This window comes from Streptomyces sp. NPDC038707 (genome assembly GCF_040636485.1).
GTDB lineage: Bacteria > Actinomycetota > Actinomycetes > Streptomycetales > Streptomycetaceae > Streptomyces.
In genome coordinates, this window is sequence record NZ_JBEZUP010000067.1 from 1 (window position 1) to 13,702 (window position 13,702).

Here is a 13,702-nt window from a genome sequence, read left to right on the forward strand (position 1 = left end):
GGCGCCAGCCGCAGAGGGCGAAGGTCGATAAGTCACCCCGATAGCCTCCCACCCACACCGCCACCACGCCCACTGAACTTACGAAAAGATCAGTAAGAGGGGGTTTGCATTTTCTTGACCTGGGGTGCGGCGGTCATACGGATTAGGGTGAGGCCGTCGAAGTCGACGGGGGTCCGGCGGCGGGATCCTGCGGTGCGGATGGCGTAGCCCTGTTCCGTGGCGGCGGGGTGGACGAGGATGGCAGCACCGTCACCGACAACTTGCGTGACGTTGTGCCAGAGTTCGTCGCGGACGCGGGCCGAGACGCTGCCGACGAAGATTCCGGGGACCACTTCGCTGGTCCATCGGCTGAGGGCGCCGCGTAGGTGGGTGGGGACCGCGGTGGTGGCGATGACGACCATGGAAGGCATCAGTGGTCTCCGTTGGCGTAGTTGACGCCTGCTGGGAGGACTCCGGTTTTGGGGTCCCAGAGGTGGACCATGCGCACGTCATGCCGTTCGGAGGTTTCGTCGTCGGTGTCGTCGTCGGTTGCTGCGGTGTGGGTGTGGGATGGGGACAGCAGGGACTGGACATCGCGGATGATGCGGGGCAATAGGCGCAGGAGTCGGAGGTCTTCGCGGAAGCGGCGGCGGGCTTCCTGTTCGGGGTTGTCGGAGTTGTGGAGGGCGAATGCGAGGGGGAGTGTGGTGTCGGCTTTGTAGAGGTCGGCGATGTCGTAGACGAAGGCGTGCTGTGTGCCGGCGTGGACGTAGCCGAGGGCCGGGGAGAGTCCGAGGGCGAGGAGTGCTGCGTGGACGATTCCGTACAGGCAGGTGTTGGCGGCGGACAGAGCGAGGTTGACGGGGTCCTGGGTGCCCCATTGGTCGGGGCGGTAGTTGCGTCGGAAGCGTCCGATGCCGTGCTGCTGCGCGAGGATCTTGTAGAAGGCTTTCATGCGCTGGCCTTCCATTCCGCGGAGTTTGTCCAGGTTGACGGATTCGGGGATGTCAGCGTCTTCAAAGCGCATTTGGTACATGCGGACGGCGATCTCAAGGCGCTTGGCCGGGTCGGCCCACGTCGCGACCTGTTGTTCGAGCCAGTGGGTGGTGAGGGAGTCCGGGAGGATGCCGGCGTAGGCGCGGATGCCGCCGGCTCCGACGCAGACGACGCTGGTGCCGTGGCGGGCGAGGGTGGTCAGTGCTGGGGTGGTGATGGAGACGCCTGGGCCGAGGAGGAGGCAGGACAGGGCGGCGGTGGGGATGTAGACGAGGTCGGTGCGGTTTTCGTCGGTCTTGATTTGCGCGCACACACCGGTGTCGTCCTGTACCACGCGGACCATGTCCAGGTAGAGGAAGGACAGGGAGTCCGCGACGCGCGGGAGCATGGCCAGAGTGGGGGCGGCGAGGCGTCTGCGCGCGTCGCCACTGCGTCGCGGCGCGCTCATTTGCTTCGCGCGGGTGCGAGGGTGAGCAGGCCGGCGCCGTAGGGTTTGCCGCGTCCGATGCCGTGGAGGATGGCGTCTCGCAGGGCGTCGGGGTCTGTGACGGTGGCGGTGCCGTCGTAGCGGAGCAGACTGTGTCGCATGGGGTGGGCTTCTCGGTTGCGGGGGCGGGACGGCTCGATGCTGGTGGGGGTCAGGACGTGGATGTCGAGTCCGGCTTCGGCGGCCCGGCGCAGCCACCACTGGTCGGCGTCGGCGCCGGAGAGCGCAACGATCCGTCCTCGTTTTCCTTTTTCCTCCAGCGAGAGTCTTTCCCGTTTGGTGGGGTTGAGGACGATGCGGTAGCGGACGCCGAGTCCTTTGCATAGGGCGGTGAACATCGGGGCGAGGCTTTTGACTTCGGCGTGGCCGTAGCCGGTGGGCAGGCGTGACGGGTTGAGGCTGGCAGCTTGAACGAGGAGGGCGCTGGAGGTGTCGGTCTCGTCCAGGCGGTAGAGCAGCCCGGCTTGGTGCCGGGGGGAGTTGCCGAGGTCGTCGGGGGCCATCCGCATGACGGTGCGGTGCATTTCGGTGGCGTCGCGCAGGTCCCGCTGCACGTCGCGGCTGTGCGGGTTGAGGCGGATGCGTGCGATCACCGGGTGGTCGTTCATGCGCTTTCCTCGCGGTGGGCGTAGTCGATCAGGCGCTGCATCAGGGTCTTGGGCGGGCCTGCGAGGGATCGGGGAACTGTTTCCACGGTGCGGTAGAGGCGGCGGCCGGTGTGGCTGCGGCCGTGCTGGGCGAAGCTGACCGGCATGTCGTTCACGTCGATGGTGTCGACCGGTGCAGGCGCGGTGGGAGTGCCGGTGGGCCGTGGCTGTTCCTGGAGGAAGTCGACGGTGATCGTCCCGGTTTCCCGGCTGTGGGCGTCCTGTGCCGGTGGGGGGGTGCGGCTAAGCGGCACGCGTGTGCGCAGTTCTTCCTCGGGGTTGTCGACGTGGTGGCGCAGGAGGAACGGCTCGTCGGGGACGCAGGAGCGGCGGCCCAGGTAGGGCGCCCAGTGAGGGTGGCTGAGTGCCGTGGCCAGGCGGTCGATGGTCTCTTGTGGTGCGGTGACCGCGACGACGAACACGGCGTCGGACAGGTAGTGGCGGCGGGTGATGACGGCGGCGCCTTTGTTGCTGCCTCCGCTGGTGGCCGCGGTGCGGTCCTTGGGGAATCCGCCGCCGGCGGTGTGGTAGTCGACGAGGCGGACGCCTGGCCGGTCCACGCGCACGGTGAGCCGCAGGTCCCGGTAGCGGTCCAGGTCTGCCTGGTCACGGCTGTGTCCCTCGGCCGCGGCGAACATTCCGATCAGCGCGGAGCGGGTCGGGAAGGGCGCGGTGTCCCTGACCGGGGTGAACGCGGACCGTTCACCCCAGGACTGCAGGGGACCGGCCAGGCGCAGCAGGAGCCCGCTCACTGCTGGTCCTGCACTGCGGGCACGGCGGCCTCGACGGCGGCGTCGATCAGCTGCTCGAAGGAGTCATGGGCGGTGCCGAGCCCGGCGTATTTCTCGTCGGGGTTGATGACGGTGTGGCCGTGGAAGCGGCGGTTGCGGTTGCCGGTGAGACGATTGATGTTGCCGGCGTAGGCGTCCAGGGCCTGGCGGGATGGCTGGGAGAAGCCGCCTTGCCGGTCGCTGGTGACGGGTGTTTCGAAGGCCGCGGCCAGGGACAGCGGCCGGTGTTCGCGCACGGCGAGGTAGGCCAGGTCCGGAACGGTGTGCGGGGCGGTGCTGTTCTTCTTGGCCTGCGGGAGGGAGAGCAGGAAGTGCTCGGCGAAGGAACTGAGTACGGTCCGGGCGGCCTTGGCGTCGCCGGCCAAGTTTGTCAGCAGGTCGGCGACGTTGACGGTGGCGTACCGGTAGAACACTCCGGCGCTGAACTCGGCGGTGTCCAGGTGGCCGCTGCCGGTCTCGGCCTCGCCCAGCCAGTCGTCGACGGCGGTGAAGTAGTCCCGCTGCGGCTCGGCGGCGTGCGTGGTGAAGGCGTGGGCGACCTGGGCCGCGCCGTCTACGTTGGCGTCCGGGAGTTCGGCGAGCATGCGGCCCAGCAGGCTGATGGAGGCGGTGCGGCGCTTGAGGATCGCCTCGATCCTCTCGGGCGGCAGTACCTGGCCGGGCTTCTTCTTGTGCTGCGCCGCCTCCAGGGCTTCGCGGTGCTCGACGCAGACGGCAGCCAGTTCGTCGATGGCCGCTTCCGGCAGGAACAGCAGCACCGAGGTGTGGCCGGCCGATTCCGTGCCGATGCCCTTCTTCCCCGCGCTCGCGGCAACCTGCGATCCGGCGAACGTGGCCAGCTCGGTGGGCCAGCCGGCGCTCTCAAGTGCGCGCTGCACCTTCGCCGGCACCAGACGGGTGCGGGCGGCTTTCTCTCCGAGATCCTGCTCGACGCCGAGCCGGATGACGCGCTTCCAGGACTGGCTGGAGACCCTGATCCGTGGAGCGTTGCCGTAGCGGACCTGCTTGGGAGAGCCGAGGTCGTCACGGTTGAGATTGGCGGCGGGCACCGACTGCAGGGCGCTCAGGTCCAGGTAGAGAGTCATCGGCCGGTCTCCTCGGCGGGATTGAGGTGGGTGGGGTCGGTCGTGCCGCTGGCGGTACGGAAGTAGCTCTCCAGCCAGCGGGTGGCGATGCGGTCGCGGTCGCGGTTCCACCGGGCGAGGTCCACCAGGAGGACCGCCCAGTCGACCGTGATGTTGCCGCTGAGGAGCTGGCGGACGAGGGCGGGCAGGCCCGGGTGGACGGCGTCGCTGCTCTGGCGGGCCATCAGGTGCAGGGCGCTTTCGGCGGAGTTTTCCTTCAGGACGCCTTTGGCGACGGCCTGGCCGAGTGAGGCCCCGAGGTTGGGACGCTCGAACCAGGAGATGGACGTCCCGTCTTCCGGTGTGGTGTCGCGGGCCGAGCGGGGACGTGCAGCGATCAGTGAGGCCACCGCGTAGTACGCCCGCCGCACATCGGCATGGTGCTGGTCGTCGTGGTCGCGCAGCCACGGCACCAGGTACCGGTGCATGTAGTTGCAGCGCTCCACCGGGAGGCCGAGCCCGCGCCGCAGGGCGGCACGGGCCTGTTTCGACTCACACACACGGTGTACGTAGGCGACGAACCGGTCCGAGACACGGTCGGGTGTAGAGGCCGTCGGTGCGGACACCGTCGGCACGGAATCAGTCATGAGGCATCCCTGATGCGGGTGATGAGGTGAGGTGACGAAGCGCCGACGGTCGCCGGTGTGGGCGTAGTCGGGCGGATTCAGTCGGGCGCGGACGGCTGCAGCAGTGCCAGGAGGAGGCCGCGGGCGCGGTGCCGGGCGCGTGCCACCCGGATGTCCGCACGGTTGGCGTGACCGATGGCCTCGTCGAGCGCGGCCAAGGCCGCGTCGACGAACGGCCTATCAACCTGGGCCGTGGTGTGGCCGGACTTGGTGAGCTTCCAGAACTCTTCTTCCGCAGCCGGCCAGTACCGGGTCAGCGCGGCAGAAGCCCAGGGGCCAGGTTTGCGGGAGTCCAGTTTGATCTTAGCTTTCGGCGATGGGTCCGCGTTGGTGTCGGTGGCGAGTTTCCAGGCGATCCTCGCGGCGAAGTCCAGCCGGTCGCCGGTCTTCTCCGCAGCGGTGTGACAGCGCTTGACGTGATAGGCCATCTCCGCATCGTTTTCTTCCTGCCACTGCAGGACCTGCGGACTCGTCGCCCGGAACCAGACACTGTCCTTCTGCTGACCGTCCTGGTCAAAGCCGTAGGCACGCACCCGCAGCCGGGACAGCAAGGACCTGGGCAGGTGCTCAAGCGCCGGGGGCCGCCGGGCGTCCTGCCGGCTGTCCTTCAGCAGCAGCGAGTCGAGATCCCGCCACAGTGCTCGCGCCCCGTCGGCCTCCCGCGGCTGGAAATCTCCGTCCTTGCGCCGGTCGAGGATCTGATACGGGTCACGTACCTTCTGCGGCGGCTCGTGCGTCGACCAGGTGAGGTAGGCGTCGACCACCGTCCGGCCGTCCTCGGACGGCACCAGCAGCGCGGCATGACGGAACCGGCCGGTCAGCATCCGTCCCGGCCACGTGACCGGCGGCAAAGGTCCCAGGGGAGCGGTGAGATCCTCCTCCCACGGGCATGCGTCCTGCGCCTCCCAGTCCAGGTCGTCCTGTGGGCTCGGCACGGCCAGCACCAGTGTGGTGAACAGGTCGGGGCCCCAGGGGAAGTAGGAGATGGACTTGCGCAGTGGGGCCGCGTCACCGCTGCCGGTCCGCTCGTCGGTGATCCGGCGGGGCGTGCACTGACCCGACGGCCCGTAGTACAGCTGCGCGATCAGATGCCAGGTGGCCTCGGCGGCCGGTACCGGAACGGGCGCGGTGTCGGTGAAGTGGCCGAACAGCACGGCGCCGTTGACTCCCGTGGGGCGGCCCATCACGAGCTTGTTCACGCCGGACGGGTTCGGTTCCCCCTTCGGGTCGACGCACTCCACGCGCAGCCGAGGGTCCTGAAGGAAGGGCCGTGCGGGATGGAACAGGTCGAACCGGCCCGCCAAGTCCTCCCGGCCGAAGTAGGCGTCCACCGCGTCCGGATCGAACTGTACGGCCTTCAATACGCGCTCTCGCAGAGAGAACCAGTCGCCGATGTCCTCCGCAACGTCCGGGTCGTCGAGCCGGTCACCGTCATCAGCGGCGATCCTCGCCACGATCGGCGCGAGAATCCGCAGCAAGCCCGCCGCCGCCGGCGGCACCGGGACCTCCAGGTCACCGATCTCGTGAGCCCGCTTGAACAAATCGCACAAGCCTAAGCGGTCAGGTTTTCCGTTCAACAGACGCACAGGAATCCACGGCTCGACTCTCAGGTCGAATCCCCCGCTCATGGCCATCTCCTCCAATGCCCCTGCTCCTCCTTGCCGGCGTGACAAAGGACGCGAGCGGACCTGCGCTCAGCGTCCCGACATTGAAACAGCCGCCACTGACAACGGATCCGTTTCCCGCCAGGAACAGCACCAGTAGAGCGCATCCGGCCCGCACGTGTAGCCCTTTTCAGAAGGTTGAAGGACAGGGAGGGTGAGGGAGTTTCGGAGGGAGCGGGAGGGTGAAGATCGACTTGCCCGTGCCCGTCGGAGTGGACTACAGCCCTGCCCACGCCGGTCCGGTAAGGGACTTGGCCAGCCCGAACTTGAGGAGCGCCCATGCAGCCGTCCCTTCCCGCCCCGTGGGCTGCCGCAGGACCGTGGGTTCTCGTAGTCGCCGTCATCGTGATCGTGATCGGCATGCGTCCGGACCCGGTGACGGTCGGATCGTGTAGCGCCCTGTTGCTCGGAGCCGCTGAGGCGCACCGCCGCCTTGCCCGGTAACCTCCACGGAGGTGGCCCTCGGTACTCCGGAGGCCACCTCCCTGCCGAGGCGGGGGTGTTTCAGTCGAGGGGCAGGGAGGTTGACGCCAGCCTCACGCCTTCCCCGCCGATGTGGGGGTGCCCGTCTGAACCCGGGTCACTTACGGACCAGTCCGAGGTCCTTGTCCAGCCACAGCAGCTTGGCACCGGCCTTTACCGGCCGCACGCTGCCGCCTTCCACGGGCTGGCGAAGAACCCGCAGTTCTCCAAGCATCGGATGCTCCGCCCACGACTCCGGCGGGGTGACACTGCCGGGATCCGCTTCCTTGAGCCAGTCGGCGCGGACCGGAATCGTGCGCCGCATCACTTCCCGTACGGACGAGACCGGCATCTTGCCGTCCGAGGTGGCCTGAGGCAGCAGTAGCTCACCTCCCGCATCCAGGGTGACCCGGCCGTCCTCCTGGGCGTAGGCGCACAGCAGGCGCACCGAGTCGGCGCCGAGTCTGGTGGACACCTCCCACTCGTCCTCTTCACCGGGCAGGTCGTGCAGGTCGTGCAACGCGGAAACGCTGCGCGCACGCGGAATGGCGAGAAGACCGGCCATGCTGCGCTCCGCCGTCTCCTTGCCCTTGTGCACCGCCCAGGCTTTCACCTCGCTGGCGCCCGGACTGTTCCAGTCGAAGTCCGGGTTGTCACCGTGAACAGCTTCGACCAGTTCCTGCACGTCCCCTGGGATAGAGATGGTGCCGCCCTCGATCCCGGCGATGGCCCGGGAGGTGGTGGCGAGGAGATGCTCGGAATACACCTCACCCCACTGCTCCGGCGTCTTCCCGCCGCCCGCGATCGGGTCGAGCACTACAAGACGCGGCCCGCTCGCCCAGGCCGGCCGGCCACGGCCACCGGGATAGCCGTGCGCGGTCCAGTGGTTCTCGTGCCGCCAGCACCGTCCTGCCCTCTGCAACAGCAAGGACAGCGGTGCGAGATCGCTGATGACGATGTCCGCATCGAGATCAAGAGACTGCTCGACGACCTGGGTGGCGACGACGATGCGGCGCACCGGACGCGGGCCTTTGCGGCCCAGCCCCTCGGTGACCTCCCGGGTACGGGCCTCGCGCACGTCGCCGGGGAAACGGGCGTGCAGCAGTTGCACGGTCCCACCCTCCTCGTGGGAGCGCTGGTCGAACCGCTGACGCAGCTGCAGGTAGGTGTCCTGTGCATCCCCTACGGTGTTGCACACCACCAGGGCGGTGCCGCCCTCCTTTTCACTCACTGGCTTCAGCACCCGCTCCAGCACCGCCAGGCGTACCTGGGCGCCACCGCCACGGCCGTGGAGGACCGGTTCCACCGCGATGTCGAGTTCCATGCTCCGGGCGCGCGCCTGCTCATGCCGGCGGGCACACGAGATCGACGTCTCCCGGCCGCTCTCCCCATCCACATACAGCCATCCGGGATAGGGTGCGTTGAACGAGCGCCTGCTCAGGTCGCGCTTCTTGTGGCCGGCGCCCTGCAGATACTCCTTGATCAGCCGGTCGCTGACAGACGCGGGCAACGTCGCCGACAACAGAACGACCGGGACGCCGTACGCCCCGAGCCAGTTCAGCAACCGGCCCAACAGCACCTGCATGTACGGGTCATAGGCGTGGGCCTCATCGACGATGAACGTCTTCCCCGACAGCGCCAGCAACCGCAGCGCGTTGTGCCGCACCGGCAGCACCGCCATCAGGGCCTGGTCGACCGTGCCGACCGAAAACTGTGCGAGCAACGGACGCTTGGACCCGCGCAGCCACCGCTGCGGCCGCATATCGGCCTCCGCCCGCAGGCCGCTTTCTCCCACCTCGTCACCGTCACAGGTAAGGACGGACTGCGTTTCCAAGTCGTCGTCAGCGTAGGCGCTGTTCAGCCAGGCCATACTGTGGACCAGCGTCAGCCCGGCGTTCTCGCCCGCCTGGCGCAGCAACGCCTTCGCAACCCGCCCGTACATCTGGTCGCTGGTGGCCATCGTCGGCAGCAAAAACGCGTACCCCTGCGTACCGAAGCGCTCTGACAGAACGCGTTCGGCCTCCAGAGCCGTCTCACTCTTTCCATCCCCCGGAGCGGCGGTGACGAGGACGATGCCGCCACGACGACCCTCACCCACTGCCTTCCGCATCTCCTCCATCACGGACAGCTGGAGTGGATTCGGCGCACCCTGAATTCCGTACGCCTCCGCGAACCCCTTGCGCTGCAACCGCACCCGGGCCAGCCCGGCCCCGGCCAGCAGACCCGGCGCATCCTTCAGTGAGCGCTCGAAATGATCCGTCAGCGCCGGCTCAAGCCTCTGCTGCCGCCCTCGGAGGTAGTCCTCCTGGCTGACCAGCCAGTCCGCAAGAATGACCACACCCGTCACAAGCACTGCGGCCGACGCCTTGAACACACCCGGAGCTTCCGGCGCCCCCAGCAACTCGTGCACCGCAACTGCATGCGCAGTCCGCTGCCGCACCCAGGCGGACCCGCCGAGAAACGCCGGAGCGACACCGTCCTCAAGACGGTGATAGCGCCCATGATGACCACCGACGATCTCGGCCAGCCGCTCTGCGACCTTCAACTCTGCATCAGTGGCGAAGCCCAGCTCCGCCAGCACCTCCTGTACGACCTGCAGACCGGCCACGTCATGTCCGAACCGGTCTGCGGTCATCTCCCTGCGGCTGCCGCCCAGCTCAGCGCTGAGGTACTGGCTACCGTGCCAGGAACAGAACTGGAAACCTGACAGCTTCCCGATGTCATGCAGACCAGCACACAGCCCCACGACATTTCTCGCACGCTCCAAATCACCCGCCAACCCCATCCCGTCGGCAATCCTCACCCGCTGGTTTTCGGACAGGTAGGCATCCCACAGGTGCAGCGCCATCGCGGCAGCATCCAACAGGTGCCGAATCAACGGATACGGCCGCAGCCCTGGACCTAAGCCCCTCGACTTCCCCCACGCCGTCTCATCCGGCGGATCCCACTTCTTCGCCATCATCGCCTTCTCACCCCAGCCAGCAGATGCCGTCCCAGCACTGAAGCCGGCATTCAACCACCCCTCACTGACAGCCCTACCGTCCCCCGCCTCGGTAGGCTGACAACATGCATCCCTACCCGCCCCGACACGGCGCCCCCCGAAAAGCAAAGAACAGGCAAAGCCCCCTTTAAGTGCCAGGTCAGAAAGGGTCCTCCCCGCCGACGCGGGGGTGTTCCGGCGGCGGCATGAGCGAGTTCGGCAACCCCCGCGTCCTCCCCGCCGACGCGGGGGTGTTCCGGCACAGATGTCCGCCGCCGGCTTCTCGGCCGAGTCCTCCCCGCCGACGCGGGGGTGTTCCGGTGGGCGCCTTGGGGTCGGCGATCCACCGGAAGTCCTCCCCGCCGACGCGGGGGTGTTCCGGCGCGGAGAGCGAGGGACGCTGCGGTTGCCCGGTCCTCCCCGCCGACGCGGGGGTGTTCCGGCCACAGCAGCAGGCGAGATGCAGGCCCGCACGTCCTCCCCGCCGACGCGGGGGTGTTCCGGCAGAGAAGACCGCAAAGAAGCTGCCGGCGAGGTCCTCCCCGCCGACGCGGGGGTGTTCCGAATTTCGGTGCCATCGCCATCTCGGCGCTGCTGTCCTCCCCGCCGACGCGGGGGTGTTCCGCCCGACCCGTTGCCGCGCGGGCTGTAGCCCGCGTCCTCCCCGCCGACGCGGGGGTGTTCCGCCGGTGCCGTTGCCGCGCGGGGTGTAGCCCGCGTCCTCCCCGCCGACGCGGGGGTGTTCCGCCGGTGCCGTTGCCGCGCGGGGTGTAGCCCGCGTCCTCCCCGCCGACGCGGGGGTGTTCCGGCGATGAAATGCGCCGGCATCTCCTGGGCAAGGTCCTCCCCGCCGACGCGGGGGTGTTCCGCCCTGGAGGGCCGCGCACTCGGCGATCGTCGGGTCCTCCCCGCCGACGCGGGGGTGTTCCGGTCCGGTCCGTAGCCGACCCGGCAATTGGGATGTCCTCCCCGCCGACGCGGGGGTGTTCCGCCCGACCCGGCCGAGACGGGGCCCGCGCCCTAGTCCTCCCCGCCGACGCGGGGGTGTTCCGGCAGAGAACGGCCAGTGGGGCGACGAGCCCACGTCCTCCCCGCCGACGCGGGGGTGTTCCGCGATAGAGCTTCTGGCGGAGAGCGATCATCCTGTCCTCCCCGCCGACGCGGGGGTGTTCCGGTGGTGGCGGTGTCGTGCGTCATGGCGATCTCGTCCTCCCCGCCGACGCGGGGGTGTTCCGTTGCCTCCGGGGTTGCTCTACAACTTGCCCCCGTCCTCCCCGCCGACGCGGGGGTGTTCCGTCGGCAAATCGCCTGCGGAGTTACCGCAGATAGTCCTCCCCGCCGACGCGGGGGTGTTCCGCGATGATGGGCGCCATGACTGAGCGGACTGAGGTCCTCCCCGCCGACGCGGGGGTGTTCCGAACATGCAGCACCGACCCGCCGTCTTCGCCACGTCCTCCCCGCCGACGCGGGGGTGTTCCGCCACCCCGCGCGGGCGCCGCTGGTCATGAGGGGTCCTCCCCGCCGACGCGGGGGTGTTCCGCACTCGCGTCACCCGGGATCTTGATCGCGGCAGTCCTCCCCGCCGACGCGGGGGTGTTCCGGCGGCGATGAAACCGCCGTCCGCTCCTCCTTGGTCCTCCCCGCCGACGCGGGGGTGTTCCGGCGTTGTTGCAGGTGATGAGGTTCCAGGAGGCGTCCTCCCCGCCGACGCGGGGGTGTTCCGCCCACCCGCGTAGTCGAGACCCGGAGATCTGGGTCCTCCCCGCCGACGCGGGGGTGTTCCGCCAGCGAGGCGCCCGAGGTACCAGGGCGGGGCGTCCTCCCCGCCGACGCGGGGGTGTTCCGCCGATGATGGCGGCGCCGAGTCCGTCGTGCGCGTCCTCCCCGCCGACGCGGGGGTGTTCCGCCGATGATGGCGGCGCCGAGTCCGTCGTGCGCGTCCTCCCCGCCGACGCGGGGGTGTTCCGTACTCGGGACCGCCCCAGGACTTCAGGCCACGGTCCTCCCCGCCGACGCGGGGGTGTTCCGCCCGGTACGCGGGTCCGCGTAAGGGCCACCGTGTCCTCCCCGCCGACGCGGGGGTGTTCCGCTCTCTACGAACTCCTGCCGTGGCATGAACGGGTCCTCCCCACCGACGCGGGGGTGTTCCGGCGGACCAGGCGCCGGCCGCGATGTTCAGCACGTCCTCCCCGCCGACGCGGGGGTGTTCCGGCGGGCTGGACGTTCCACTTCTACATCGACGCGTCCTCCCCGCCGACGCGGGGGTGTTCCGGACGGGAGTTTCCGGAAGAAGCGTCGGGACGCGTCCTCCCCGCCGACGCGGGGGTGTTCCGACGGCCACGGGGGCGCCCGTCTCCATCATCACGTCCTCCCCGCCGACGCGGGGGTGTTCCGGTGATGAGCTGCTGGGCACGGACTTCGAGAAGGTCCTCCCCGCCGACGCGGGGGTGTTCCGTGCCGGGACTGGTGGAGCAGCAACCGCCCGTTGTCCTCCCCGCCGACGCGGGGGTGTTCCGAGCGTCCGCCAAGTCCTGAAGGACATCGATGCGTCCTCCCCGCCGACGCGGGGGTGTTCCGCTCGACTCGGCCGCCGCACCCATCGAGGCGTCGTCCTCCCCGCCGACGCGGGGGTGTTCCGGTGCGCTCGGACTTGTCGTAGCCGGCCTTCACGTCCTCCCCGCCGACGCGGGGGTGTTCCGTCGGCGCTGCTCCAGGTGCTGGAGTCTCCGTGGTCCTCCCCGCCGACGCGGGGGTGTTCCGACGAGCCGGTCCTTGGCGATGCTGATGGTGATGTCCTCCCCGCCGACGCGGGGGTGTTCCAGAGCGCGCAATCATGGTGACCCTGGCGGAAAGCGTCCTCCCCGCCGACGCGGGGGTGTTCCGCCGGGACACGTAGCCCTGGTCCATCCCGACCAGTCCTCCCCGCCGACGCGGGGGTGTTCCGCATGACGACGACCGGGACGAGCCGGTGTTCGAGTCCTCCCCGCCGACGCGGGGGTGTTCCGGCCGGGCAGGCGGCACTGGCCCGGTACATCGCGTCCTCCCCGCCGACGCGGGGGTGTTCCGTGCAGTACTGGAAGGCGGTGGCCTGATGGAGCGTCCTCCCCGCCGACGCGGGGGTGTTCCGAACTCGATGTCCGCGATCAGTGTGCTGCTGGTGTCCTCCCCGCCGACGCGGGGGTGTTCCGTCGTAGGCGGCGACCGCGGCGCTGGCGCTGCCGTCCTCCCCGCCGACGCGGGGGTGTTCCGCCGTTGGACTCCACGCTGCGGCGCCGGATCTCGTCCTTCCCGCCGACGCGGGGGTGTTCCGAGGATCGTCGCCCCGTCTGCGAGCGGGACGGTGTCCTCCACGCCGACCCGGAGGTGTTCCGCCGTGGAATGGCCACCACGCAGGGCGACACCAGACCACATTGGCTGCCCCAGACGGCCAGCCCGCATCAGTCACTCAGCGTGTCCACCGTATTGATGGGCCGGGAACACGCTGTCACTGGGAACTGGTCTCGGCGACGGATTCCCTGGGGAGTATCCGCGTCGCCGGGGAGCGCGTGGGGAGAATCGACCACGCAAGACGGCACGCCCGTGAAAGACGCTGAAAGACACAACTCCCCTGGTCAGCAGAGGGCACGGTGGAATCACCGCAGGTCCGCGCCCCTAACCGGACAACTTCACGACGAAGTCGCGTAGGTCCCCCGGCGGGCGCCGCCGGCGAAACAAAAGGGAAGCCCGTTGTCACAAAGACGATCACACGAACGACCAATGGTGATTCACTCTTGGCCTGGCCTCATCAGTGAGCCGTGTGAAACTGCCTCCGCCCTGCACCTGGGGTGTCATCCTCTCGCGTGATCCACGCGTGTCAACGCTCTCTGAAATCTGACCCCCGGCGAGTCTCTGAAAACTGACCCCCCATGTTGTTGGCCGCCGAGTGCCCTGGTCGTGTCGTCAGGGT

General features: G+C 69.1%; 8 protein-coding genes and 1 CRISPR repeat array. All 8 genes read right to left on the bottom strand.

Features of this window, described 5'->3' with window-relative positions:
- Positions 1-89: 89 nt before the first annotated feature.
- On the bottom strand, positions 90-410 hold the full coding sequence (gene cas2e / locus AB0E62_RS39160) for a type I-E CRISPR-associated endoribonuclease Cas2e (protein WP_362205643.1): 321 nt from the start codon (positions 408-410) through the stop codon (positions 90-92).
- Positions 410-1,363, bottom strand: a complete 954-nt coding sequence (gene cas1e, locus AB0E62_RS39165; protein WP_362205664.1) for a type I-E CRISPR-associated endonuclease Cas1e — start codon at positions 1,361-1,363, stop codon at positions 410-412. Before cas1e ends, cas2e begins: the two co-directional genes overlap by 1 nt.
- 56 nt (positions 1,364-1,419) lie before the next feature.
- A complete protein-coding gene (cas6e, locus tag AB0E62_RS39170; protein ID WP_362205646.1) occupies positions 1,420-2,070 on the bottom strand; it encodes a type I-E CRISPR-associated protein Cas6/Cse3/CasE in 651 nt (216 codons plus the stop codon).
- Positions 2,067-2,861, bottom strand: a complete 795-nt coding sequence (gene cas5e / locus AB0E62_RS39175) for a type I-E CRISPR-associated protein Cas5/CasD (protein ID WP_362205649.1) — start codon at positions 2,859-2,861, stop codon at positions 2,067-2,069. Before cas5e ends, cas6e begins: the two co-directional genes overlap by 4 nt.
- Complete coding sequence (cas7e, locus tag AB0E62_RS39180; RefSeq protein WP_362205652.1) at positions 2,858-3,985, bottom strand: type I-E CRISPR-associated protein Cas7/Cse4/CasC; 1,128 nt, start codon at positions 3,983-3,985, stop codon at positions 2,858-2,860. The genes cas5e and cas7e overlap by 4 nt, the downstream gene beginning before the upstream one ends.
- On the bottom strand, positions 3,982-4,524 hold the full coding sequence (gene casB, locus AB0E62_RS39185) for a type I-E CRISPR-associated protein Cse2/CasB (protein ID WP_362205655.1): 543 nt from the start codon (positions 4,522-4,524) through the stop codon (positions 3,982-3,984). The genes cas7e and casB overlap by 4 nt, the downstream gene beginning before the upstream one ends.
- A gap of 164 nt (positions 4,525-4,688) precedes the next feature.
- On the bottom strand, positions 4,689-6,278 hold the full coding sequence (gene casA, locus AB0E62_RS39190; protein WP_362205658.1) for a type I-E CRISPR-associated protein Cse1/CasA: 1,590 nt from the start codon (positions 6,276-6,278) through the stop codon (positions 4,689-4,691).
- Between the two features lie 616 nt (positions 6,279-6,894).
- On the bottom strand, positions 6,895-9,738 hold the full coding sequence (gene cas3, locus AB0E62_RS39195) for a CRISPR-associated helicase Cas3' (protein WP_362205661.1): 2,844 nt from the start codon (positions 9,736-9,738) through the stop codon (positions 6,895-6,897).
- 187 nt (positions 9,739-9,925) lie between these two features.
- Positions 9,926-13,127: direct repeats of the CRISPR family, unit length 29 nt; unit sequence GTCCTCCCCGCCGACGCGGGGGTGTTCCG.
- Positions 13,128-13,702: the final 575 nt, after the last annotated feature.

What these genes read in the sequence shown, in the direction of transcription:
- cas3 (WP_362205661.1), bottom strand. Translation starts at nt 9,738, where the DNA reads ATGATGGCGAAGAAGTGGGATCCGCCGGATGAGACGGCGTGGGGGAAG.
- casA (WP_362205658.1), bottom strand. Translation starts at nt 6,278, where the DNA reads ATGAGCGGGGGATTCGACCTGAGAGTCGAGCCGTGGATTCCTGTGCGT.
- cas1e (WP_362205664.1), bottom strand. Translation starts at nt 1,363, where the DNA reads ATGCTCCCGCGCGTCGCGGACTCCCTGTCCTTCCTCTACCTGGACATG.
- cas6e (WP_362205646.1), bottom strand. Translation starts at nt 2,070, where the DNA reads ATGAACGACCACCCGGTGATCGCACGCATCCGCCTCAACCCGCACAGC.
- cas7e (WP_362205652.1), bottom strand. Translation starts at nt 3,985, where the DNA reads ATGACTCTCTACCTGGACCTGAGCGCCCTGCAGTCGGTGCCCGCCGCC.
- cas2e (WP_362205643.1), bottom strand. Translation starts at nt 410, where the DNA reads ATGCCTTCCATGGTCGTCATCGCCACCACCGCGGTCCCCACCCACCTA.